This is a genomic window from Paenibacillus sp. HW567, assembly GCF_000374185.1.
Classification (GTDB): domain Bacteria; phylum Bacillota; class Bacilli; order Paenibacillales; family Paenibacillaceae; genus Paenibacillus_AQ.
On record NZ_KB910518.1, the window covers coordinates 420,489 to 445,031 of the forward strand.

Genomic DNA, 24,543 nt, shown 5'->3' on the forward strand with positions numbered 1-24,543 from the left:
AAAATGATTCTCTCCCCTTTGTCGAATGGCAGTGTTCCAGTGAACAATTCAAATGATCAGCTTTGTTTGTGGTTGATTATGAGAATCATTCGCATTTGTAATCATTATAGGGATCACTTCTGCGGGTAACCATGCCTTTTTGTTAGGGAAAAGCCTTGGATTATTATTGGGCTTCAAACAAGGCTACAGCGCGTGCGAGCTGCAGACGAATCGAAGCCGGATTATAAGGAACCCATTCATGCAGATCGAGCAAATGGATTCTCTTCTGCTGTACGGCTGGAAGCTGGCTCCAATAGGGGGAGTGAAAGACCGCTTCCGAGTGCGCGGTGGAGCCTTTGGCATCGGGAAATACAATGACCAGGAACCGGTCACCTGCATAATCTGCAAGCTCTGATACGTCAACGGGAGTCGAATGAAACCGGTCGCCCAGCTTCTCTATCTCCGCCTCAATCAAGGCCGGCGCTCTCAGTCTAAGCGATTGGTAGATTACATAACCGGCGTTTCTGGCTCCGTAAATGAGCAGACCGTCCGGTTTGATGACGAGAATGGTCACGATATCCTTAACCGCTTCGCTGTGCTGCACCAATGTGCGGGCTTCCTCCTCTTCTTGCTCGAACTCCGCCAGCCACTGCTCCGCCCGTTCCTTCCGCTGAACCGTTTTGGCGATGAGCCGCAGGTGGTCCTTCCACCCCAGCTCCATCCACGGAACTTCCACAATAGGCGCTACACCCCACAACTGCGCGGAATTTAATCCAAATTCCTCTATATGCTGCTTGGCTGCAATAATCAAATCAACGTCCGCTTCAAGCAATGCTGATTTCATCTGTTCGACGGAGCTGCTTGTACTAATGAACTTCATCGACTGCGGAGGCTCCTGGTCAGCAAGGTTCAAATATTCACTGCTCTCCGAAATCGTGACTGCCGGCTCCAGTCCAAGCAGCAGTAAATGGCTGGCATACGGAGTGAGCATGACCGCTACCCGCTGGAACACTGTACGGCTATAGCCCGACGGGGATGCGCCTGTCTGCTGCTTGAAACGGCGGCTGAGATAGAATTCATCCTTATAGCCTACCTTCAGTGCAATATCCCTGAGCGTGCCCGAGCCGTTAAGCAACAGTCCCATAGCATGGTGGATTCGCAGCCGGGACAAATATTCATTGGGCGAGAAACCCGTAAGCTGCTTGAAAAGCGTCGAATAATGGGAGAGGCTTACCCCCGCCATCGCAGCCAGGTGCTGCCGTGTTATTTTTTCGCTAAAATGATTCTCCAGGTAGGTAATGCTGCGTTCCATGGATGGCTGCTCAGTGACAGCGTGTCTCTCTTCCTGGTGCTCCAGCACTTGCAGAATAATCTGATGGAACAGGATCTGATTCTGTACATGGCGTTTTTCGTGATCCGGCAGGCGATGGAGATACAGCTCTTTCATTTGGGATAAAATAGCCGGCTCACAGGGGAGCAGCAGCAGCTTAGCTGAGGCAATTTCGCTTTCCCGCAGCATCGCATGGGCAGGCAGTGTCTGTATCTGATCTTGAACGCCGATAGCGAGCTTATAGGCATGGAACGGCTGCTGGAGAACTGTAGCTACAGAAGCCGGAGTATTCGCGGGAAGAAGAACCACGCTTCCTTCCGTAAGCTCATAAGTCTGATTATTGAGTTCCAGGCTGCCGCTGCCGGCGGCAAGGACAAGCAGTACGGCTCTGTTCTCGTGTATATGGACTCTCGGCAGATTTGAGGTTCCGTAGATCGACTGAATACTGTCAGCGGTATATAAAGGAAAATGGGATTCAGCCCATTCCGGGTTCAAATTATTCAAGACAAAGCCTCCAATCCTGTAAAGATACATACTTCTTCATGTTCAGTGTTCTAATTATAACGTTTGCCGCCCTTCTGCGTAATATATTTACCCGGACTGGGGAATTCATGATATAGAGCTTCTTTTTTTGGGGATATGGAGTATGTGTGCTAGTAAAGGCGGTCAAGCTGGCTCTTGATTTCTTTTGCAAAATAGAGGGCCGGAGGTTATAATTAGTACCAAGTACTAATATCAGATACTAAGTTATGGGGTGAACCTCTTGAAAGGTGCCAAAATAACCGCAATTGGAGCTTATGTTCCGGCCCGGAGACTTACGAACCACGACCTGGAGCAGATCGTGGATACCGATGATGAGTGGATTGTCCAGCGGACCGGAATCCGCGAACGCAGAATCAGCCGCGAGGACGAATATACCAGTGATTTATGTGCAGCCGCTGTGCTGGATCTGATGAATCGTTATGGCAAAAGCGTACAGGATGTCGATATGATTCTCGTCGCAACAAGCACGCCTGATTTTTCTTTTCCTTCAGTTGCGTCTATCCTGCAGAACCGTCTGGGCATTCCGGCCACGGCCGGAGCCATAGATATGAGCGCTGCCTGCGCCGGATTCGTCTATGCACTGCATACGGCGCATGCCTATGTCGCTTCCGGGCTGCACCGTAAGGTGCTGGTGGTTGGCGCGGATGCCTTGTCCAAAATCACGGACTATACCGACCGGAGCACCTGTATCCTGTTTGGTGACGGAGCGGGGGCGGTGCTGGTGGAGAGCGACGCGCAGCAGGACAGCTTCACCGGGTTCCATATGGGCAGCGACGGCAGCGGGGCGCATCATGTGTACCGCACAAACCTGTCGCATAAGGTGAATGAGGTTGATCTGATAGATACCGGCAAGCTGGTGCAAAATGGCCGCGAGGTTTTCCGGTGGGCGGTGCGAACCGTGCCTCAGGGGGTGCAGCAGGTACTGAATAATGCAGGCGCTAGCATGGAGCAGGTGGATTGGTTCATTCCGCACAGCGCCAATCTGCGCATGATCGAGCCTATCTGCGAACGGATGAATTACCCGTTTGAGCAGGCTTTATACAGCCTGGAGTACTTCGGCAACACCTCGGCCGCAAGCATTCCGCTTGCCCTGGACCTGGGTGTCCGCGAAGGCAAGGTGGTGAACGGCCAGCAGGTTCTGCTGTACGGCTTCGGCGCCGGACTCACGCATGCCGGCCTGCTGATGAAGCTGGCGCTGGACCCCGAGGTGTCGCGGCCTGCTCCGCTATAAGGGGCACAAAGTAGTAAACGTGTTTTGAGCAATGTGTATGGTAAGTAGTGTAAGAGAGAGTATAGTTTGCTGCAGTCCAGGCCAATAGTTCTCTTATTTGTCGGACGTTCGCAGCAGCAGTTCAGCACCCGGTACAGAGCTTAGTGTTGGAAGTGACAGTTGAGTTCCCGGAATTGAGCTTAGTGTTCGAAGTGACAGTTGGGCACTCGGAGTAAAGCTTAGTGTTGGGAGCAAGTGTTGAGCACCCGGTGTAGAGCTTAGTGTTGGGAGTGACAGTTGTGTCCCCGGAGTATAGCTTAGTGTTGGAAGTGACAGTTGAGTCCTCGGAATTGAGTCTTAGTGTTGGGAGTGACAGTTCAGCACTCAGACCCAAGCTTGATGCGCGCAAATTCGTTTAATTGTACTTTGTGCAGTAAAATCGCTCATTTTTCGGGTGAAATTCGTTTTAACTGCACTTTGTACAGCAGAATTTCAATATTTCCGCTTTTTTCGGATGCTGGGCTCATTTTAATTGCACAAAGTGCAATAGACCTGCTGAATGGCCGATTATTGGCGATTGTTATTGCACAAAGTGCAATTAGCCGACTGTTGGTGCATAAACACTCATACCGCTCGTTCGCGGTACTTCAGACGGTGAAATTTTAGGATAGAGCAGAGAGAATTGTACTTTGTGCAGTAAAATCGCTCATTTTTCGGGTGAAATTCGTTTTAACTGCACTTTGTACAGCAGAATTTCAATATTTCCGCTTTTTTCGGATGCTGGGCTCATTTTAATTGCACAAAGTGCAATAGACCTGCTGAATGGCCGATTATTGGCGATTGTTATTGCACAAAGTGCAATTAGCCGACTGTTGGTGCATAGACACTCATGCCGCTCGTTCGCGGTACTTCAGACGGTGAAATTTTAGGATAGAGCAGAGAGAATAATACTGGGGAATATGATGAAGCATAAGGAACAATGAGGCCTTGCGAGATAATGAGGCATTAGGATGAATACAAGGAGTATTTCCAGCAAAAATAAGAGATATGTATGAATGCTCAGTTTTTGCAGCGGCCGATGTTGTGTGCTATGATGTAGAAAACCAAAGGCTACAATTCTGTAACTTGTACACTCTTGTACACCCCTGTGCACTAAGATGATATGTTCTTTTCATACGCATCGTTATACAGCAGACTCGTTCATTAAACACCCCGGAAGGGGTGTTTTTCTTGAAGACAAAGAAGTTAGTCAGCGCTGCTTCAAGGAATCCAGAAAGGAGGCTGCTCCATGACAGAGACTATAAACGCCTGGATTGATTGGCTGCTGCAGACGCTTGGGCTTAGCGGGCCGTATATTTTGTTCGTCACCGTTCCTTTGGCGCTGCTGCAGAGCTTGTTCGGATTTTTTCCTTTAGCGGCATTGATTGTTCTGCATGTGTCCGTATTTGATGTTATCGGTGGTATGCTGATTAGCTGGCTGGCCAGCAATCTGGGTGCGGTGCTGATGTACTTCCTCTTCCGGCGTTACCTCTTTAACTGGTTCGACCGCAAGTGGCGCTCCAAGCTGAAGCGCTATGACAAGTGGCAGCGTTACCTGGACCGATACGGGATCTGGACGCTGGTGCTGCTGCGCACAGTGCCGATCATTCCCAGCAATATTATTAATTTCATGTCGGCCGTTTCACCGATCAAGGCATCGGCTTTTATCTGGGGAACGGTGCTTGGCAATCTTTCGTACATCTGGCTGTTCGGAACGATCAGCTCGACCCTTATTGTCCCGCGGGAGGAATGGGACGGCTATTTAACGTGGTATGGAGTTTTTATTGTGATTCTTATCGGAATCTTCATCCGCCGACATTGGGGACATCTGCAGGAGGATAAGCGGAGCAGGCTGGAATCAAAAGGATAATATGAGAAGAACATTTCCAAGGGGTTCACCCGGGGAAGTGTTCTTCTTTTTTTGCTGCTATATAAATTGAATTATTGATTTCATATTGGGTCTGGTGCGGTCACTACCGCTCCGTAAGTATCCAAACTTCCCCTCCGTCACTTCCGCCCTTTTTATATTTTCTTTAGTTTAACTTATATACTCAACTTTCGCAGCTCAATACTTTAAACAAACCCTTGATATAGCTGGGCAAACCGGAAATCCATTCCTGTAGTTGACAAAAAACAGTCGTTTTGTTCTTCTTCGTTTTAGCCTGGGCCATTTCGAGAAACAAACTCATGAGCTGCTGAAGTGCGGTCTGGTAGTCCAGATCGCGGACTTCGTCAGCAAAAAGAAAGAAAAGTCCTCCTAAGGTCCGGTCATCACTCGACTGACGCCGTTCGAATTCCATCACCAAATAGCGGCTGAATACAATTGTAGTGTGACTAATTAACCCATCGAAAGATCGGCCTTGAAATTCGGTTCCGAGTTTTAAATAGCTTTTCGTGACTTTGAAAAAGGTCTCAATGCTCCAGCGCATGCCGTAAATCCGTACAATTGCAGCGGCATCCAGCGTCACATCGGTACTTAACAGGGCTAGCCATTCCCGTTTTTTATTCCGGTTGCGGACAAAAACAAGCTTCACCGGTAACCCACAAGCCGTTTGCACGATGACGGAGCCTTTCACGTCTTTTGCCGTGGAGGCCGGAAGACTTTGAAACACCTCACGCAGTGTCAGGCGTTTGCCTTGCACGAGATACCGCTGCTTCAACTCTTTCACCATGCCAATGACAGGAAGTCCCTGCGAGGCGAGTTCGCGAAGAAGTGGAGCTTGGGTGAACCAGCTATCCATAAGCACGTAGTCGGCGGTAAATCCTGCACGCAGCGCCTGTTTTAGCATAGTGACCACCGCATCTGGTTTGCGCAAAAAAGCCTCCAGCCGACGTTTGTACCCTTGACTGCGCTTGGAGAGAGTCCCAGACATTTCGCATAACCGATTGGTCAGTTTGGCGGAAGACAACATGACAAAATCAAGGGGAGCAAAGCTAAAGCCGTCCGACCACCCTAGAGTTAGCATGGTGTAGCCTTTCGTGAATTTGCCCGTGGAATGGTCAAAAACGCGTGCTAACAGCTCTGCTTTTTTGCTCCGGTTACGACTCAAAACGGAATCGTCGATAATGAAGACACGTACGCGATGCGGCGAAATGAGCGATTCGAAATGTCGTACAATGCGAAGACTTAAAGCCTGCAGAAAGCGTCGCCATGCAAAAGAAGCTTGGTTTAAAAAACGGTAGATGACGTCTTTGCCAGGAAGATCTGCTGCGCGGTCACTTTCCAGCAGACGAAACCAGTTCTTTCCTTCGAAGACCAAAGAGAACAGGATTTGAAAAATGGCTAGACTGGAAAGACCAAACGATTTAGAAATTCCCGCTTGTCGCAAGGTTTTTCCGATATGAAGACGAACAAAAAGTTTGGAGAAGCGAGACTGGTCAGATAGGGAATGATGTTGTAACATAGGATTACGCACCTTTCTTGTTGGCATGAAGCTCGACACTTCCATGATACCAAACAAGCGAGGTGTTTTTGTCAATTCGATTAACTTTACTGAGTTCTCCTTACGCGCTCAAGGGTTTAAGCCATTTTTCAAGGTGCGAAAGTTGAGTTATATAGATATGGCCCACTTTTTGGGGTTATTTTGCGCTTTGCCCGAATAGCCTTATAGTACATGGAGGCGGCTTGACCTCCGGGAATCTTGGGAGGGGAAGGGCATGGGCAGAATCAGAAAATGGGGGAGCCGAAGAGCAAGGGTGCCGAACCTGGGCCGCCTGCGGCTGCCAAAGCTGAGCTGGGACGGCATGCCAAGAGCAGCGGGCCGCAGTCCATCGTTCAAGGCGCGGCCATCCAGAGACAGCATTCCCAGACTGGCGGGGTGCAGTCCGGCATTTAAGGCAAAACCGGCAAAGACGGGCCTCCGTCAGTCCGACCAGGGAGCACAGTATCGGGTCCCAAGAAGCAGAACGCCATTCAGGCTGTTCAGACGAAGCGAGCGGAAAGGAGCAGCCAATATCCCCACAGTACGGGGGCAGAAGCCGCGGAGACGAGGCAGATTCTGGATCATCTTCAGCCTTCTGTTCATTCTGGCCGTATTGCAGGGACTGCGTTACGTGGAGCAGCATTTGAAGCCGCCGATACTTCATCTGGCGCAAATCCGTGTGAAGCAAATCGCTACGGAAGCGATTAATAAGGCGATCAACTCCCAAGTGGCCGACGGCGGAAACGCCGAGGCGCTGATTGACTGGAAGACGGACAAAAACGGTAAAATCTCAGGCTTCATGCTCAATTATAGGGAGCATATGCGCATTACCTCGCAGGCGGCGGAGGTTATCCAGTCCACGCTGCAGCAGCTCCGCAATCAGACGGAGCATATCCCGCTCGGCCAGGCGCTCGGAAGTTCGCTCATAGCTTCCTATGGACCGGATGTGCCGATCAAGGTCGAGCCGCAGGGCGCGGTCAAGGTGGAGCTGAACACCCGCCAGAAGGATGCGGGAATTAACATGATTCTCGTCGAGGTCTACATTCATATTGTCACTGAGGTGGCGGTTGTGATTCCGTTCGATATGAAACCTCAGGTGGTGGATACGGAAATTCCCGTCTCCTATCTGATGGTTGTCGGTGATGTGCCGATGTATTACTACGACAATCAGGGTCAGCCTGTGGGAACAAACGGCAGCAGCGCCCCGGGAATTGCCATTCCCGCCCCGCCTGTAAGCGGGGAGAAGAATGGCGGGACGGAAAAAGATGCTCCGGTGAACGAAGGAGGCGGCAATGTCAGCACACCGGGCAGCGGAACGGTTAATGAGCCGTCCTCAAACGCCGGCGATGCCGGGGCGGACCCCGGACAGCAGGGAGAATAAGATACGAACCTTGGCGGCTTGACTGCCAAGGTTTATTTTTCATAATATGGATGAAATGAAGCGGATAACCATATCGCCTGGTCTTACGATCATTTACGGCGAGAAGAGGGTGTATATGGACAGTTGTTTATTTATACATGGCTTTACCGGGGGCGAATACGAAATCTCTCCGTTGGCACAATTTATGGAGCGGCATAATTACCCTGTCAGAACATTTACGCTAAAAGGACACGGAGGCAGCCGGCATGCTCTGCTTCAATCGGATAGAAATGATTGGCGGCAAAGCGCTGAGGACGAGCTGCAGGAGCTGCTGCGCCATGATGGGGGCGGGAAGGTGAATCTGATAGGCTTTTCCACCGGAGCGCTTATTGCTTCCGGGCTGTCGGTACAGTACCGGGACCGGATCAAATCGCTTACGCTGTTGTCTGCTCCGGTGTTTCCACTCAATCCGGTAGAGATTCTGAGGACGCTCGTCAGCCCGGTGATGATCAGGAATTATCTGAGCAAATTCGGCTCCACTCCAGGGAAGGCCACCAGAGAATTTCTGCGGCTGGTCCGTGAGAGCTTTGAAATTTATCCGCAGATCAAGACGCCGACAATGATAGTGCAGGGCACAAGAGATCATCTGGTGAAGCCCAAAAGCGCGGCTTACCTGCAACAGACTATTCCTGCCGGCCGCAAGCAATTGCTGCTCGTGAAGAACAGTGGACACATGCTCTGCTATTGCGATGACAGCGAATATGTGATGAATGAGATATTGAGGTTCATTCAAAGCTCCGAAGATTGATGTGCCCCCATGTATGAGTTATAGCCAAGCCCCTTCACGAATGAGCTGAGGAGGCTTTTTTGCGTGGCAAGGAAGAGTCCTTGTTCATTGACAACGCACAATCGGGTATGATACTTTCTAGTTAGGAAACCGGTTTCCCTTGATGTGATATACGATTATATTTTGTAAAAACAGCATCATCCTACAATAAAAGGAGCTATGTAAAATATGCCAACCCGCTGGTTTTTATATCATACCGCCGAAGATCCCTTTGCTTTTCCGGTAGGTCCCGGTGCGTTGAAGCTGCGGCTATTTGTGCAAAATGGCCGGCAACTGACCTGTACTGTGATTCATTCTGACCGTTACGATTCACCAGGCTGTGAAATTCCGCTGCTGATGGAGCGGGTAGGCTCTGCAGGTGCCTATGAGATTTATGAGGCAATCCTCTATACGGAAACGGGCAAATGCAGATATATGTTCCATGTGCAGAATTCGGCCGGTGAGTATTTGTGGTACGGGGAGCGGGGAACGGCGGAGAGCAGGGAGCGTGCAGGCTCTTTTCAATATGCTTATTTGCATCGCCCGGAGGCGCTTAAGCTGCCTTCCTGGACTTCGGATGCGGTTGTCTATCAGATTTATCCCAGCAGCTATAACGGGGGAACCCTGAAAGGGATTTGCGACAAAATTCCCTATCTGGAGCAGTTGGGCGTTACCGTTATGTATATGACGCCCATCTTCGAGTCCCCTTCCGAGCATAAGTACAACACCTCGGATTACTATAGGGTTGATCCCGCCTTTGGCGATACTGAGGGCTTGAAGGCTCTGGTGGACCAGGCGCACCGTCATGGGATCAGGGTGCTGCTGGATGCCGTGTTCAATCATGCCGGCGATACTTTTTTTGCCTTCAAGGATGTCTTGGAGAAAGGGGAGGCTTCGAAATATAAGGATTGGTTCTTTATCCGCTCCTTCCCGGTAACGCAGTCCCCCTCGCCGAATTATGAGACCTTTGCCAAAGCAGAGGCGCATATGCCCAAGCTGAATATGGAGCACCCCGAGGTGGCCGATTATATGATGGGTGTAGCCAAGCATTGGGTCCGGGAGGCGGGAATTGACGGCTGGCGTCTGGATGTGGCCAACGAGGTGTCTCCGATATTTTGGACGCGGTTCCGCCGGGAGCTGAAGGCAGAATTTCCTGAGCTGCTGCTGATCGGCGAGGTCATGCATGACTCAGGTCCGTGGCTTCGGGGCGACCAGTTCGACGGCGGGATGAATTATATCCTGCGCGATGCGGTGCTGGAATTTTTTGCCGAGCAATCCATTGGCCCGGTGCGTTTTAGTGAACAGTTGCTTCATCTGGAAGCCCTTTGCAACGATCAGGCCAATACCGCCATGTTCCAGTTGCTCGGCAGCCATGACACACTGCGTTTTCTGACGGCCTGTAAGCTGGGCGGACGCGGCTGGGACCGGGAGAACACGGCGCTGCCGCGGATGCGGCTGGCTGTATTTTTCCAGATGACCTATATTGGCATGCCTATGATTTACTATGGGGATGAAGTCGGCATGGAGGGGGCGACGGACCCGCATTGCCGTAAGCCGATGCTGTGGCAGGAGGAGCAACAGAATACCGCACTGCACGGCTGGTACACCAAGCTGATCGCGCTGAGAAAAGAGCATGAGGTGCTGCGGCAGGGTTCTTTCCGTCCTTGGTTTACGGATGAGGCCCGCAATGTCCTGGGATATGTGCGCAGCAGCGGGCAGAACAAAATCGGACTGATCATCAATAATTCTCCGAACAGCTATCAACTGGAGTTAAGTCCCTTCCGTCCAGATGCTGATAAGCTGACTGACCTGTTGACCGGAGAGACCCTCCGCAGCGGGAACCGTGTCCTGGTGGAAGTAGCGCCTTTTGGCTGTCTAATGCTGCAATAGTAACTGACGGTGTTATTTCTTGTGTTTTTTCAATGCTCTGAACTCCTGGTTCTCCCATTGCTTCAGCAGCGGGTAAGGATCAAAGGCCCATTCTGTGATTCCCCGGTCGCGGTAGATCCCGTAATGCAGATGCGGAGGGAATTTGCCCTGTGTCCCGGGTTTGCCGTAGCCCGAGCTGCCTACCCAGCCTATGGTCTGTCCCGGCACTACAATATCTCCCCGGGCGATGGATTTCTCGTATCCGGCCAAGTGCGCGTAATAGTGGTAGCGGTTCTCAATATCGCGAATGCCGATTCTCCAGCCGCCAAAACGGTTCCAGCCCTTGGTCTCGACTACGCCGATGCAGGTGCTGCGCACGGTCATGCCATGCGGGGTGAATAGATCTGTCCCTTCATGGATGCGCGCTCCGCCCCAGCTTCTGCCGGTCCCCCAGGTGCTGTTGTAGGAGTAGGTTGTTCCGACCGGCAGGGGAAAAGCGCTGCCCGACAAGTCAAGCCGTCCGAAATGCTCGTACAGCTTGGCGAATTGCGCAACCCGCTGTGTGGCGCGTCCGTTATGGTAATATTCCCAGACACCGATGTTGAAGTCGCTGGGGGAATCTCCGTACTTCAACAGATGGCTTGCCATGCTGTAGAGCACGTCGGCGTCATTGTCAGGATCGGCTACCCCATCTCCTGAGCCGTCACGGCCAAAACCTCCAAAAAAACTGATTGATTGCGGCGACCGGTCCTCCTGATCCGGATTAAGCGGACCGGACCACACCGGTGCCGGTATATTGATTCCGGTAAGGCGCGGGTGTGCTTGTACCTTGTCACTGCTGTTCTTCTTCTTGATCATCGTCCGCTCGTATTGGTCGATGGCGGCGAATCTGAACCAGGATATCCCTGTGGCCGCGCTCATTTGCTCGTACAGCTCCTTGCGGGCGATGGCACTGTTCTCCTTGCTGTGGACTGAACCTCCGCTGAATGCGGCTGTGGGCAGCAGGCAGTCCTGCCCAGCAGCGTTGGCTGCGGCGAATTGACCTCCGCTGAGCAGCAGGGAAGCGGCAGACAGACAGAGCAGTGTTCTCCGCTTGTTGCAGTTCTTGAACAGGGTAAGCATGATAACAACCTCCATTTGTCCAAATATAAGGAATTATATGTTTCACGCTATAAATCATCCTTCTATTTCTCGCTGAAACGGATGCCGCCTCTGCCAGAGGACGGCGCAGCCGTTTCTATTTGTCATCGAACGGCACCCGGATAGGGTGCTTTTCTTTTAGATTGAAGCAAAAGGGTTATTTTTATCCGTTCTTGCCTAAAAGTGTTCACAAAAACAGGCATTTGCCCCTTGCACATGCTATAATATGAGGCAGCAACTTTTAACCTTGAGAAGCAAATATTCAGGCGAAAGCGGGGTTCAACACTTGTCTAATCGAACAGCCAAACAACCCAAGCCAGACTGGATCAAGATCAAGTTAACTACTGGTGATAACTATCAGGAAATTAAAGGCATGATGCGCTCCAAAACCTTGCATACCGTATGTGAGGAAGCGCGCTGCCCGAATATTTATGAATGCTGGGCCAACCGCACAGCTACATTTATGATTCTGGGGGACATCTGTACCCGGGCCTGCCGGTTCTGCGCCGTGAACACAGGCTTGCCGACTGAGCTGGACCTGCTGGAGCCTGAGCGTGTGGCCGAGGCGGCAGAGAACATGATGCTGAAGCATTGTGTAGTCACAAGTGTAGCCCGCGATGATCTGAAGGATGGCGGTGCGGCGATTTTTGCCGGGACGGTGGCCGCGATTCGCAAGCGTCTCCCGCTGTGCAGTGTGGAAGTGCTGATTCCGGATTTTCTTGGAGACCGGGACAGCCTGGAGATTGTAATGAACAGCCGCCCGGATATTCTGAATCACAATATCGAGACGGTGGAGCGGATGAGCGACCGTGTACGGGCCAGAGCCAAATACCGCCGGTCCCTGGAGCTGCTGCGCAGAGCGAAGGAGATCAAGCCGGATATCCCTACCAAATCAAGCATTATGCTTGGCGTCGGTGAGGAATGGGATGAAATTCTTCAGGCGATGGATGATTTGCGGGCGGTGGATTGTGATATATTGACAATAGGCCAATACCTGCAGCCTACCCCTAAGCATCTGAATGTGGAGAAATACTACACACCGGAAGAATTCCTGAAGCTCAAGGACGAAGGAATGAAGCGCGGCTTCAGCCATGTGGAGTCCGGCCCGCTGGTCCGCAGCTCCTATCATGCGCATGAGCAGGTTAAGTCCGCCACTGCTGCGCGTGAGGAGCGTTCTGTTATTCTGTAAAGTGAACGGCTTGCCCGACCTTGGCTGCCGGAAAGAGAGCAAATTCCTGGCTGTGGAAGGACTCTGCTATCTGCACCTCATTGAATTAAAAAGTTAAGTGGAAAAAGTACAACTAATCAGAATCATTATGAGTTCAAACCGGAATTAGTGGGAAAAAGTACAGTTAATCTGACCAAATAGAGCGATAGTGCCTGTTTATTCCCCGATTAGGTATACAAATTCCCACTAAATGTGCGTGTGCCACCGATTTAAGCAAATTAGTGGTACTAATTCCACTTAACCTCCGGCCTTTGGCCGATTTGTATTGTTTGTTATGTTTTAAAGGTTTAAGGTTTACTGGTTTAGTCTTTAAAGTTTAAGGTTTAGTCTTTAAGGTTTTTAGGGTTTAATGTTAATGGTTTAGGTTGGAGCGCCAGCAATCAACCCGCTCTTTGGGTGTTTGCTCTACCCCTCCCGCGTTGAGGGAGTCATGGAGAGGGATTTTGGAATTGGAGGAGCGTAGCGTTCGCCTGAGAGCTTTCCGTAGGAAAGCTGGCATCGTAAGCATAAGCAGTTGTCTGATTTCAACCGCCTAGCGGTTCAAATGAGGAAATCAGACAACAACAGCGACCGGAAATCCAAAAACCCGCGGAATGACGGCTTCATCAACGCCTCCCTACTCACATCCGAAAGGCAGGCGACAAACGCTTGATCGTTATTGGTGGAAAAGGCTACGAGCTCATGTTGGATCACAAGGACGGCTGGAACCCGGAGGCATTTCGCGGAAGATACAGCGAGGTGCTGGACCGTTACGATTACATTATCGGTGACTGGGGTTATAGCCAATTACGGTTAAAAGGCTTTTACCGGGATAACCATCCGAAGGTCAGCCGGGACACGGCGATTTCGGGCATGGTGGATTACATTAATGAATACTGCAATTTTGGCTGCGCCTATTTTGTGCTGCACAAGCTGAAGGAGCTGCCTAAAGACGGTACCTTCAAGGATATTCTGATCAAAGAGCCTTCGGTAGCCAGTGCGGATGAAGAAGCAGAACTGGATTCCCCTGAAGCGGCCGCATTGGAAAAAGAAGAGCAAGTCAAGCCATCCAGGCCGTCTTCGAATCAGGCTTCTCCAGCCCGTGACAAGGGCTTGTCCGCCCCGGTTAAGGAGAATGCCGCCAAGGACAGACCCGTACGGGAGCATCAGAGCCGGAATCACCGGAACAGAGACGCCCAGAATAAGAAAAATTATAAGGAAACCCAAGGCAGACCACAGCAAAGCCAGTCTTCGGGTCAGCCGCAGAATCCTTCGAACTAATGAAACAGCAAGAGTGTCTCAGGTGCCGGTACGATAACGGCAGCATGAGGCACTCTTTTTTTCTGAAATAAAAGAAGGGTGCCTTGGCAGCCGGTTCATTCGTGGCTTCAAGACACCCTTGTTATGGAGATCGACGCTTGTTATTTTACAGTTAGCTTTAATTGGTTCTGGGAGCTGTTATAGCTCCATGTAATTGTCGGGAATTTCTTTTTAAAGGCGTTTAATTCAATATAGGTCTCATTATTATAGATGATTCCCTCTTTGGTAGCCTGGGCGAATCCGTAAACGGTGCCGGCACCGGTAGTAATAATTACCTTCTTGCTCTTGGAGTCCCAAGTGAGTTCACTTTCAGTAAGGGCAGCAAGCACCTTGGCTGAAGCGTAAATCTTGTCTCCCTGCTTCAAGAGTCCAACATTTCCAACAAAAGGAATGCCGTTAATATCGAGAATATGATTATCCCCGGAGGCACTGATGCTGGTCATTCCGGCAAGCTGCAGGGCGGTAATTAATTGGGCGGTTTTGCCCTGGACCTCAATGTCAGGCGACAGCCCGATGTGGTTGAAATCCTCTTTGTTTGGTGTCAAATATTTTTGTGTTGTCAGCTTGAGCTGTGCTCCGCCAGAGACAGGGATGAGGCTCTGAATCCGGGCTTTACCGAAGGAACGCGTACCGACGACCGTGGCCAGCTTATTATCGCGCAGTGCGCCGGTCAGCGCTTCAGAAGCACTGGCGGTGTATTCATTGGTCAGCACCACAACCGGCACCCCGATTTTACTGCCGTCGGTAATGGCAACAGGGGTCAAGGCTCCGCTTACATCGGAGGTGTACATCATAATCCCTTTGTCCATGAATTTAGAGGCGATATTATAGGCGGAATCCATGTATCCGCCTGTATTGTCACGCAGGTCGAGCACAAGCGATTTCATGCCGGCGGCGCGCATTTTGTCCAGTGCGGCAGAGAACTCTTCGTCGGCATTTTGAGTGAAGCCGCTGATGGAAATGTAGGCAACCTTCTGTCCGAGGATTTTGCTGGTCACAGATACCGATTCAATATCGCTGCGCACGACAGAGTAAGTTTTAAGCGCTCCGTTTCTTTTTACGAGCAGTGTAACTTTCGTGCCGGCTTTACCGCCTAGCTCATCGCCTTGCGTATCTTCGATCTTCACACCATTGATTTTCAGAATGGTATCGCCGCGCTTCAGGCCGGCTTTTTCTGCTGGAGAACCAGGCATTACTTCTTCAATGTACAGATCATTCGAGCTGTACATCATTCTGACACCGATACCCACATATTCGAGATCGACCTGATGGCTAAATTCAGCCGCCTCATCTGCGTCAAAGTACTGGCTGTAAGGATCATCAAGCGTGTCCACCATACCGTCAATGGCTCCGCGGACGAGCTTATCCTTGTCCACTCCCTCAACGTTGTATTTCTCCAAATACTCCATAATTTCATTAATAATATCGGTGCTTGAAGCCGCCTTGGTGCTGGCTGCAGCATCAGTAGTCTGAGTGCTGTCCGCCGCCAGCGCAGCCGGAGCAAGAACAAGGGATACAGCCAGACAGCCGCTAAGAACAGTGGTTATTAACTTGCCTGATTTCATAATTAGATACACCCTTTTTTATATGAGATTTATAATGACATGGTCCTTAAGATTGTTATTCAGAATAGGCAACATGGTAGTTGTCGTCAATGGTCCATGCACCGCTGTCCGACTTGGAGAAAATAAAAATTAAGGACTGCTTGTAGCTCTCTCCTGAATCGGCGTCTTTAACCGAGGTTTCCACATACACCGCCGCTTCATCTCCGCCATAATAGAAGACATTCGCATCATTCAATGTGTAGCTGATGTTATATTTATTGAAGAAGTCTGCGGTATCCTTCTTGCTTGCGTCATCATATTCTGGGCCGTATGAGGTCATTTGCGCATGGACGCCGTCCACATTCTTAGCGCTCATCGCTTGTAAATATTTGCTCAGATTGTCTTTAATAACAGAAGCGTCGTTCTGCGGAATTACCGCAGCGGCCATTCCTTGCTCCCGCGTCAGCAGAATTGAACGATTCTGTGCCTCCGAACCAGAGATCTTCCACACCCCGTTCTTGCGGACCAGACTATACAAATATTCAATCTGCTCGTCAGGAAGATAGCGGCCGCCTGTCCGAACGGAGCTTTCCTTGGTGTAGACAGTGGCTTCATTGCTCTGAAGGCTCAGGATCTTAAGGCTATCAATGGAGTTTTTCACATCATAGCTTTTGAAATAATCATTCATGCTCTCAATGGCTTCCGTCTGACCCTGCTCTGATATGAAAAGGGAGTAGAAGCCTTTTGCATTCTCCTCATTTAAGTACTGTATAGAGGATTGGATGAGCGCTGTAATCTCCTGTTCATCGGCTGCAGCGGATACGGCGGTGGTGATCTGTACGGTTCTGCCTGCTGATTCCCAGACGGCTGTGCCGCCGGTAGCTTCTGCGATGAAACGCAAGGGTATGTATGTCGTGCCGCTAGTTGCGACAGGCGCTGTGGTCAATTTCTTGACAAGCCCGTTGACGGTTGCCCGGTTGCTGCCGACCTTCAGCCGGATTTCCAGATTCGAACCGGTTCCGGTGACTGTTCCCGTCTTGGCATCCCAGAGCACCTTAAGCCCCAGCTTCTCAAATACTACACGGAAAGGAACCAGCACTGTATTGTTGTACAGATAAGGAGAGCCGGCGGTAAAAGCAACATTGCTTCCGTTAATGTAGACCTTAATCGGTTTTTCTGCGGCAAAAGCGGGAACCGCCAGCGTGAGGGCCAGCAAACTTATGCCAAGCAGGGATAATAATCTTTTCAATAATCTCTCTCCTTTAAAATAACAGCTCTTTGTAAAATAGGTTCATTATACCATCCGTTTTTTCCTGCTGTCTATCCAAACATGTAAGCTTATTTTAAGAGAAATGTTAACGGGTTAAAGCCCATAAGAAAACCGGAAATGCTCCCGCATCTCCGGCTTTCTGTTTGCTTAATTAGATCAGGAACGCTTCGCGGACCCGTTCCCAGAACGGAAACGGCCGGTACCTGGCAAAGCTGATTTTTTGGCTGGATACCTGACAACGGACAGAGATCAGATCATCCACAGGAATATTGTTATGGTCAACCGTCAGCAGCAGGCGCTGGTCCTTGCGCGAAAAAATATCGCAGTGATGATGCTTGGGCAGCAGCAGCGGCGAGCCCATCGTCCGGAAGACCCGGTTGTTAATCGACGCAATCTCGGAAATCTGCAGCGCTTCAATGGAAGGGTGCACCATGGCGCCGCCAAGGCTTTTGTTATAGGCAGTGCTGCCTGATGGAGTGGAGATGCACAAGCCATCGCCCCGGAACATTTCAAAGGTAACATCATTAATGTCTACTTGGATGACAACAGTACCATCTACCCCTTTCAGGGTGAACTCGTTAAGGGCAATATGCGAGGTGGTACCTGATTTCTTGTGGATCTCAAGTTCGAGCAGCGGATACTGGACGATGCGGGGCTTATGGGGCCCGGAATCGCCAATTCCACACATATAATCAATCAGGGTAGGCAGCTCATCGACCTTCCAGTCTGCATAAAAGCCTAAGTGCCCGGTATGAACACCTACAAAGGCCAGATTGGAAATCTGATTGATAAAGGTATGAAAAGCATGCAGCATGGTGCCGTCCCCGCCAATCGAAACAACAATTTCAGGAGATTCGGCATCCAGCTCCAGGTTCCGCTCTGCTGCCAGCTTATGAAATTGCTCTGCAAGTTCGCTGGACAGTTCGTCTCCGCGGTCCAGAACATAATATCTCAAGGTGTATAGGCTCCTTTGTCTGATTCAGTCATACACCGATCATAATCAATCTTGACGCGGAACACAATATTTGTTGCAGCGAAAAGTCAGCGGCGGCGCAAGCGTGGTATCCTGCGGAGCAGCCAGGACAGCAGCGAGAGCAGCAGCAGCGCGCCGAGCAGAATGCCCAGCAGGCTTAGACTTCCTGCAAGGCCGGAACCCGGCGAGACAAAGCCTGCGGCGGCTGGCGTGGAGCCAAAATCTCTGGAGAGCCCCGAGCCGACTACGGGCTTCCAGAGCAGCAGGACCAGTCCCGCTGACAGGAAGGCATGGATCAGCCGTGCGGCCATAAAGGGCAGATAACGCAGTCCTGTGCCGTTCAGGATACTGGCCACCTGCGCATGCACAGACAACCCGCCCCAGGAGAGAATAAAGGCTGCGGCGGCGGCTTTGAATTGCAGGGGCAGCGCCGAGGCTGCTGCTCCGGCCGAACGGGCGCCCAGCGTGACCTCGAAGAAGCCGCTGACCAGAGCTTTGGACAGCTCCGAAGGAAAACCCGCCACTTGCAGCAGATTTGCTGTACCTGTAAAGAGTATAGACATGATTCCTGCGCGGGCCAGCAGCTCCATCAGCACATTAAAGAACACAACCAGACCCCCAACGACAATAATTAGCTGTAATGAGGATTGAATTGCACCCTTCAGGAGTTCGCCCAGATTCCGGCCGTCCTTCCGGCGGGCTTCGGCCATGGACCGCAGCGCCAGGGCAAGTCTGCCGGGGCTGGAAGCGGCTGGAGTTCCCTTATGCACATCAGGCTCCGCCGGCACAACCGTCCCGCCGGATAGAGGCTCCCGCCGTCCGTGGAACGACATGAGCAGCCCGACAATTAAGCCGCCCCCGTAATGAGCGAGTGCCAGGATCAGCCCTATTGAGGCATCGTGGAAGAATCCGACGGAGACGGCGCCCAGCAGGAAGATCGGGTCGGAGGAGGTAGTGAAGGCCACCAGCCGCTCGCCTTCCAGGCGGTTAATCAGCTCCTGCTCACGCAGCTTGGCGGTTAATCTGGCGCCGACAGGGTATCCTGATACATATCCCATAGCCGCTACAAAGCCGCCGCTGCCGGGTATGTTGAAGAGCGGACGCATGAGCGGATCAAGCAGTGCGCCAAAAAGATGCACAACGCCGAAGCCCAGCATGATCTCGGATATCACGAAGAATGGAAACAGCGAGGGGAACAGCACATCCCACCAGACAGCAAGCCCGCGCAGCGCAGCCTCCAGCGAGCTTGCCGGATGGACCAGCATCAGCAGCATGCACCCAGCCAGAATGCCGCCCAGCAGGGGGCCGTAGGTTTTTTTCAGAATCATGATCAACGCCTCCCGGTATATGGTTAGATGTATGCAGAAATTAGGACAAACAGCACAAAAAATATAGGAAAGCGGTTACATTGCATTGTGCTTTTTGACTGAAATTATGGTATTATAAAATTAATTAATGCACACCTTATAAGGGATGGAGTGATGGTGATGAGTGTAGTTGCCGGAGTTCTGGTTTGTGCTTTTGTATATGTTATCCGGGTCTCTCTCGTCCCCCCTGGTGATGAGGAATTTCGGACCTATTAAAATACTCAAGGCGCTGAACAAATTGTTTGGCGCTTTTTTTCTGACGAAAGGCGGATAACCGTGCGGCGTAAATTTTGGTATAATACTAATGGCGTTAAATTAATATGGAAGAAAGCTGGTAACCTCCGATGAATCCAAATGACAGCATTTACGACAGCCTGGGGGGCGCTGAAGGTCTTCACCGTCTGGTGGAGGTATTCTATGCCAAGGTACAGCTTCATCCGCAACTGGGACCATTATTCCCTGCAGACATCACTCCGGTTATGGAGAAGCAGTATCAATTCCTGAGTCAGTTTTTTGGCGGTCCAACGCTGTATTCAGATCAGCATGGCCATCCGATGATGAGAGCAAGGCATATGCATATTCCTATTACGCCGGAGCGCGCGGAGGAGTGGCTGGAATGCATGAAAGAGGCGCTGGAGGAGACGGGGGTGGAGGAACCCCTGCGTTCGTTTGTAATGAGCCGGCTCGCGGGACCTGCGCATCATTTTGTCAACATGCCCCAGGAGTAACGCGTAGATGATCGTGAAAGGATGAGGGCATTTGCCGGAATTAATACCTCTTTATTCTATTAAAATTATCTGCTGCAACTGTGAACATGAGTTTTCGACCTCAAGAGTACGTCCAAGCCTCAAGAAGGCTATTCGACGGGACGCGGATTTCTGCTCTTATTACAAGAACGAGAATCCTGATTATTATGTCGTACGTGTCTGCCCTAGCTGCGGTTTTGCCTCTACGGAGAATTCGGCGGACAAGCTGGCCGACTGGCAGCGCAAGTCATTCAGTGATCAAGTGGGCAAACGCTGGATTAGCCGGGATTTCGGAGAGAAGCGCGACTGGGAAGCTGCACTTGAGACCTACAAGCTTGCGCTTATCTGTGCCCAGAGCATTAAGGACAAGGACCGGATTATCGCCAGCCTGCTGCATCATATTGCATGGATGTATCGCTACAAGGGGGATACAGCGCAGGAGCAGCGTTTCTTGCGGTATTCGCTTGATATGTATGTTAAGGTGTTTGAAAATGACGGGATCGGCGGGAACGATGCCCGCCTGATGTACCTGATCGGTGAGCTGTACCGCCGCATCAGCGATTTCGGAAATGCCGTGAAGTGGTTTTCCCGCTTGATCAATGATCAGAAAATTATGGATGCCGCGATGATTCGGGCAGCCCGTGAGCAGTGGGCAATTCTTCGCGAACAAATGCAGGGGGACGGAGTAAGTCCGGATGGACTGCCTTCAACTACATAGAGCGCTTCAGGAAGACACCCTTCGGCGCTTGCTGAAGGGTGTCTTCTGAAACATAAGCCTAATAAACGCACAGGGGGCTTATCCTAGTGCGTCATATGGGTGTGCCGGGGTTAATCTGTACACAGAGGGTCAGCGTACAGCCTGATCAAACAGCAGGTAGTCATTATCGTTGTCGATGACCGTCAGACTGGTGTTGCAGCAGGGAAAGACCAGCAGCTTTTTTTTGCCGTCACGAACCGTCTGCAGTTCCTTCGGCTTCATGGGCAGCAGAATGTTCTCCTTGCTGCAGAACGGGCAGTACTGCACGTACAGATCGCCCAATAGAATGTCATAAGGCCAGGTGTGGCTGAATGGAATCATTGTTCTTCCTTCTCGGGGGGCTGGGTTTCCGCTTTGTCTTGCGGAGCGCCGCCGTCTTGCTTCTTGGATAATTCCGCAATCTTTTGCAGCAAAATATGTTGAGGCATATGCATTAAGTGTTCCAGCGGAACGCCAAGTTGCTTGGATAACGTGATGGCCGTCTCAGGCGAGATTTTCAGTGGCGTCATGTGAATGCCCTCCTAAATAGTATTGTTCGCGATAACTTGCGGCAAGCTTAAGCTTGATCTTGCGGGCAGGTGCTGTATCGTACTTCACTTTACCATGGCTTCAGGCCAAATACAAAGAAAACCAAATGCGATAAGAAGGAATGGTGAGACTGCATGAAAGAACCGCTATCATTGAATTGGGAGCTTGATTCCTTTTTTCCGGGAGGGTCGGCTTCACCTCAATTTGAGAGCTATTTGAAGAAGCTGGAGACTGATATTAATGTGTTGGGGCAGCAGGTGTTGGCTTCTGTCCCTCCAACGGATGCTGAATCAACGAAGAAGCTGGATAGTGTGATAGCACTCTTGCAGAGCTGCTCCGGCCGTCTGATTCAGGCTGCGGAATTCACCAGTTGTCTTGGCGCACAGAATCAACTGGACAAAGGGGCTGTAAGACTGTCCTCCAAAGTTACAGGGATGCGCGCCGGATTTGAAGGAATCAGCTCACAATTTGACAATGTGCTGCGTCAAACATCGGATGAAGTATGGAGCCTCTGGATGGCCCGTCCGGAAGTTGCCCCGCTGGAATTTGTACTTAGCGAAAGCCGTAATCTGGCCCGTGAGAAGATGAGTCCCGAGCTTGAAGGCCTTGCGCTGTCCTTGGCTGTCGATGGATACCATGGCTGGAGCGAGCATTATGAAACGATTGTTGGTGCAATACAGATTCCCTATGAAGATGAAGAAGGAACCAAGCTGCTGTCCGTCGGACAGGCATTTAACAAGCTGGATGATGCTGATCCGAATGTGCGCAAGAAGATGTTCCGCAAATGGGAAGAAGCTTGGGAAGGCGCTGCTGATTATTGTGCGGATACCCTCAATCATCTGGCGGGGTTCCGCCTGAATCTTTATAACGGCCGCGGCTGGGAGGATGTGCTCAAGGAACCGCTTGGCATCAACCGTATGTCGCGTGAATCACTCGATATGATGTGGGATGTCATCACGCGGAGCAAGCCGGCTCTTGTCGCTTACCTCAAACGCAAAGCTAAGGTTCTGGGGCTGGAATCCCTGGCCTGGGTGGATGTGGATGCGCCTGTAGGCAAATCTTCCGGCAAAATTCCTTATGATGAGGCAGCAAAAGACATTGTTGCGCAATTCCGCAAATTCAGTCCGAAGATGGCGGATTTCGCCGAGCGCGCGTTCGACAGCAACTGGATTGAGGCCCAGGACCGCCCGGGCAAACGTCCCGGGGGCTTCTGCGTTTCTTTCCCGGAAAGCAAGGAATCCCGCATCTTTATGACATATGGCGGCACGCCGTCCAGTGTTTCGACACTGGCGCATGAGCTTGGACATGCCTATCATTCCTTCCTGCTGGACGATCTCCCGTACTTCAACCAGAACTACGCCATGAACGTGGCGGAGACGGCTTCAACTTTCGCCGAGGTCATTGTGGCCGATGCGCAGGTGAAGGCGGCGTCCAGTGATGAAGAAAAACTGGCCCTGCTGGAAACGAAGATCCAGAACAGTGTCGCCTTTTTCATGAATATTCATGCCCGCTTCTTGTTCGAGACCCGTTTTTATGAGAAACGCAAGGAAGGGCTTGTGAATGCCGAAGAATTATCGGCGCTCATGGTAGAAGCGCAGAAGGAAGCCTATTGCGGTGTGTTGTCTGAATATCATCCGCATTTCTGGGCTGCCAAGCTGCATTTCTATGCTACCGACGTTCCTTTCTATAATTTCCCGTATACCGTTGGATATATGTTCAGTACGGGGTTATACCGGCTTGCGCTGCAAGAAGGGGCTTCTTTTGCCGACAAATACGACAGCTTGCTGCGGGATACGGGGATCATGACGCTGGAGGATCTGGTATCCAAGCACCTGGGTGTGGACTTAACCCAGCCGGATTTCTGGCAGGGAGCTGCCGATTTGATCACGGCGGATATTAACGAATTTTTGAGAATGACGGAGCATTTGGCCTAAGAAATTTGTCTGAACTAAGGCGTTTCATATTTTTGCAGCCTACAATCAAGTTTTATTAGCTTTGAATGAACACGCAAAGACCTCTTATTCGAGGTCTTTTTTTTATTATTATACTCGAAAATTTGTCGAATTAAGACGATTGGTAGAAGGATATGTATAATAAAATAATGAAATTTGCGCATTTATAGGGATGAATGCCCAATTATGTTGAATAATGTTGAACACCCCTGAGGAGTGGCCTATAATGAGCCTAAAGCCTTATATAAGGCGTGCTAACAGGTAAGTTAAGCGCACAAAACTAAGGAAATGCTTGCGAAGCAAGTTTTGTACGAAGAACAGCCAGGTAGTTATGCTCACAAAACTTTTAGGGGGATACACATGTTAAGAACGGAACAACTATCACTGGCACGACAGATTGATTTGGTATTTAAGGAGCTGCAGGAGGAATTGTCAGGATTGTCTTCCGGTACGGTTTTCGTGCAAATCAGGAATAACGCCATTGGCAAATTCGGCATCCGCCACAATCCGCTGAACGGACGAAGCGGCACGTTTGAGGAAGAGCAGGAGGGATTAACCGCAAGCCAGCAATCCTCCTTCCGGCTTATGGCCTTGGAGAGCCTAAAATACAAGCGGCGCTGGACACATGGAGAGATCAGCTACGAATTCGCAGTCCGCAAGGGAATGGTGGTAGTCGATGCCACGCTGGAGTCCAATTACAATATGGCCAACCTGATGATCCGTTACCCCCGCAATGTCCAAACGGGCAACGCTGACCAATCCTTCGGCTGAGTTATACATAGATATGCGCATGCAAAAGCCCTCCTGCGTTTCTGGGAAGAAGCGCGGGAGGGCTGAGAAGCTAGTCCGCTTCAGGCATTTGGCCTGGCGGGATACTTATGATAAGGCTAGTTACTATGCACGACCGGACAGTTGTTGTTCTGCCAGTTGCACCAGACGTTTGGTGATGTAACCTCCCAAAGAACCGGTTTCGCGGGAAGTGTAGTTCCCGTAATAACCGTCAGCTGGGATTGTTACACCAAGCTCCTGCGCTGCTTCATATTTCAATTGCTGAAGCGCTGCGTTTGCTTGTGGAACGACCAGGTTGTTGGAACGGCTACCGCGACCTTGTTGACCTGCTTGACCCATGTTTGTTCACCTCCTTCGCCCGTTGTGAAGATA

21 protein-coding genes are annotated in these 24,543 nt (G+C 50.9%); 11 read left to right on the forward strand and 10 right to left on the reverse strand.

Going from position 1 to position 24,543, the window contains the following annotated elements; translation table 11 throughout:
- Positions 1-163: 163 nt before the first annotated feature.
- A complete protein-coding gene (locus B212_RS0102080) occupies positions 164-1,813 on the reverse strand; it encodes a helix-turn-helix domain-containing protein (protein WP_019908635.1) in 1,650 nt (549 codons plus the stop codon).
- A gap of 259 nt (positions 1,814-2,072) precedes the next feature.
- Here B212_RS0102080 and B212_RS30560 point away from each other — a divergent pair, with 259 nt between their 5' ends.
- Both B212_RS30560 and B212_RS0102090 read left to right on the forward strand, forming a co-directional pair.
- The gene (locus tag B212_RS30560; protein WP_019908637.1) at positions 2,073-3,083 is read left to right on the forward strand and encodes a ketoacyl-ACP synthase III; all 1,011 of its coding nucleotides are present in this window, start codon (positions 2,073-2,075) and stop codon (positions 3,081-3,083) included.
- A gap of 1,267 nt (positions 3,084-4,350) precedes the next feature.
- On the forward strand, positions 4,351-4,971 hold the full coding sequence (locus B212_RS0102090) for a TVP38/TMEM64 family protein (RefSeq protein ID WP_019908639.1): 621 nt from the start codon (positions 4,351-4,353) through the stop codon (positions 4,969-4,971).
- A 181-nt stretch (positions 4,972-5,152) separates the two neighbouring features.
- Here B212_RS0102090 and B212_RS0102095 read toward each other — a convergent pair whose 3' ends face one another.
- Positions 5,153-6,505: an IS4 family transposase gene (locus tag B212_RS0102095; protein WP_019908640.1), complete on the reverse strand. Its 1,353-nt coding sequence runs from the start codon at positions 6,503-6,505 to the stop codon at positions 5,153-5,155.
- A 550-nt stretch (positions 6,506-7,055) separates the two neighbouring features.
- On the opposite strand from B212_RS0102095, the gene yunB reads away from it, so the two are divergent.
- From yunB to B212_RS0102110, 3 genes are all read left to right on the forward strand, one after another.
- Positions 7,056-7,904, forward strand: coding sequence for a sporulation protein YunB (yunB, locus tag B212_RS30565; RefSeq protein WP_442950107.1), 849 nt, complete (start codon positions 7,056-7,058; stop codon positions 7,902-7,904).
- A 115-nt stretch (positions 7,905-8,019) separates the two neighbouring features.
- Positions 8,020-8,691 carry an alpha/beta hydrolase gene (locus tag B212_RS0102105; RefSeq protein ID WP_019908642.1) on the forward strand — a complete coding sequence of 224 codons (672 nt, stop codon included), beginning with the start codon at positions 8,020-8,022 and terminating at the stop codon, positions 8,689-8,691.
- 207 nt (positions 8,692-8,898) lie between these two features.
- Positions 8,899-10,599: an alpha amylase N-terminal ig-like domain-containing protein gene (locus B212_RS0102110; RefSeq protein WP_019908643.1), complete on the forward strand. Its 1,701-nt coding sequence runs from the start codon at positions 8,899-8,901 to the stop codon at positions 10,597-10,599.
- Positions 10,600-10,611: 12 nt separating this feature from the next.
- On the opposite strand, the gene B212_RS0102115 is transcribed toward B212_RS0102110, so the two are convergent.
- Positions 10,612-11,700: a M23 family metallopeptidase gene (locus B212_RS0102115; RefSeq protein WP_019908644.1), complete on the reverse strand. Its 1,089-nt coding sequence runs from the start codon at positions 11,698-11,700 to the stop codon at positions 10,612-10,614.
- A 304-nt stretch (positions 11,701-12,004) separates the two neighbouring features.
- Here B212_RS0102115 and lipA point away from each other — a divergent pair, with 304 nt between their 5' ends.
- Together lipA and B212_RS33595 are read left to right on the forward strand one after the other, a co-directional pair.
- Positions 12,005-12,907 (forward strand): lipoyl synthase, encoded by a 903-nt coding sequence (lipA, locus tag B212_RS0102120; protein ID WP_028530560.1) that lies wholly within the window; start codon positions 12,005-12,007, stop codon positions 12,905-12,907.
- A gap of 687 nt (positions 12,908-13,594) precedes the next feature.
- Positions 13,595-14,206 carry a YutD family protein gene (locus tag B212_RS33595; RefSeq protein ID WP_019908646.1) on the forward strand — a complete coding sequence of 204 codons (612 nt, stop codon included), beginning with the start codon at positions 13,595-13,597 and terminating at the stop codon, positions 14,204-14,206.
- 140 nt (positions 14,207-14,346) lie between these two features.
- Here B212_RS33595 and B212_RS0102130 read toward each other — a convergent pair whose 3' ends face one another.
- The 4 genes from B212_RS0102130 to ylbJ all read right to left on the reverse strand — a co-directional run bounded on the left by B212_RS0102130 (position 14,347) and on the right by ylbJ (position 19,360).
- Positions 14,347-15,810, reverse strand: coding sequence for a S41 family peptidase (locus tag B212_RS0102130; protein WP_019908647.1), 1,464 nt, complete (start codon positions 15,808-15,810; stop codon positions 14,347-14,349).
- 55 nt (positions 15,811-15,865) lie between these two features.
- A complete protein-coding gene (locus B212_RS0102135) occupies positions 15,866-17,038 on the reverse strand; it encodes a stalk domain-containing protein (RefSeq protein ID WP_019908648.1) in 1,173 nt (390 codons plus the stop codon).
- A gap of 172 nt (positions 17,039-17,210) precedes the next feature.
- Positions 17,211-18,014 (reverse strand): NAD kinase, encoded by an 804-nt coding sequence (locus B212_RS0102140; RefSeq protein WP_019908649.1) that lies wholly within the window; start codon positions 18,012-18,014, stop codon positions 17,211-17,213.
- 86 nt (positions 18,015-18,100) lie between these two features.
- On the reverse strand, positions 18,101-19,360 hold the full coding sequence (ylbJ, locus tag B212_RS0102145) for a sporulation integral membrane protein YlbJ (RefSeq protein ID WP_019908651.1): 1,260 nt from the start codon (positions 19,358-19,360) through the stop codon (positions 18,101-18,103).
- A 383-nt stretch (positions 19,361-19,743) separates the two neighbouring features.
- Here ylbJ and B212_RS0102150 point away from each other — a divergent pair, with 383 nt between their 5' ends.
- A complete protein-coding gene (locus tag B212_RS0102150) occupies positions 19,744-20,127 on the forward strand; it encodes a globin domain-containing protein (protein WP_019908653.1) in 384 nt (127 codons plus the stop codon).
- Positions 20,128-20,158: 31 nt separating this feature from the next.
- Complete coding sequence (locus tag B212_RS0102155; RefSeq protein WP_019908654.1) at positions 20,159-20,863, forward strand: DUF2225 domain-containing protein; 705 nt, start codon at positions 20,159-20,161, stop codon at positions 20,861-20,863.
- Positions 20,864-20,992: 129 nt separating this feature from the next.
- Here the strand turns inward: B212_RS0102155 and B212_RS0102160 are convergent, their stop codons facing one another.
- Together B212_RS0102160 and B212_RS0102165 are read right to left on the reverse strand one after the other, a co-directional pair.
- Positions 20,993-21,223 (reverse strand): hypothetical protein, encoded by a 231-nt coding sequence (locus tag B212_RS0102160; RefSeq protein WP_019908655.1) that lies wholly within the window; start codon positions 21,221-21,223, stop codon positions 20,993-20,995.
- A complete protein-coding gene (locus B212_RS0102165) occupies positions 21,220-21,411 on the reverse strand; it encodes a YycC family protein (protein ID WP_019908656.1) in 192 nt (63 codons plus the stop codon). The genes B212_RS0102160 and B212_RS0102165 overlap by 4 nt, the downstream gene beginning before the upstream one ends.
- Positions 21,412-21,564: 153 nt before the next feature.
- Between B212_RS0102165 and B212_RS0102170 the strand changes: the two genes are divergently transcribed.
- Positions 21,565-23,364: a M3 family oligoendopeptidase gene (locus B212_RS0102170; protein ID WP_019908657.1), complete on the forward strand. Its 1,800-nt coding sequence runs from the start codon at positions 21,565-21,567 to the stop codon at positions 23,362-23,364.
- 378 nt (positions 23,365-23,742) lie between these two features.
- Positions 23,743-24,153 (forward strand): hypothetical protein, encoded by a 411-nt coding sequence (locus B212_RS0102175; protein ID WP_019908658.1) that lies wholly within the window; start codon positions 23,743-23,745, stop codon positions 24,151-24,153.
- A 123-nt stretch (positions 24,154-24,276) separates the two neighbouring features.
- On the opposite strand, the gene B212_RS0102180 is transcribed toward B212_RS0102175, so the two are convergent.
- The gene (locus B212_RS0102180; RefSeq protein ID WP_019908659.1) at positions 24,277-24,510 is read right to left on the reverse strand and encodes an alpha/beta-type small acid-soluble spore protein; all 234 of its coding nucleotides are present in this window, start codon (positions 24,508-24,510) and stop codon (positions 24,277-24,279) included.
- Positions 24,511-24,543: the final 33 nt, after the last annotated feature.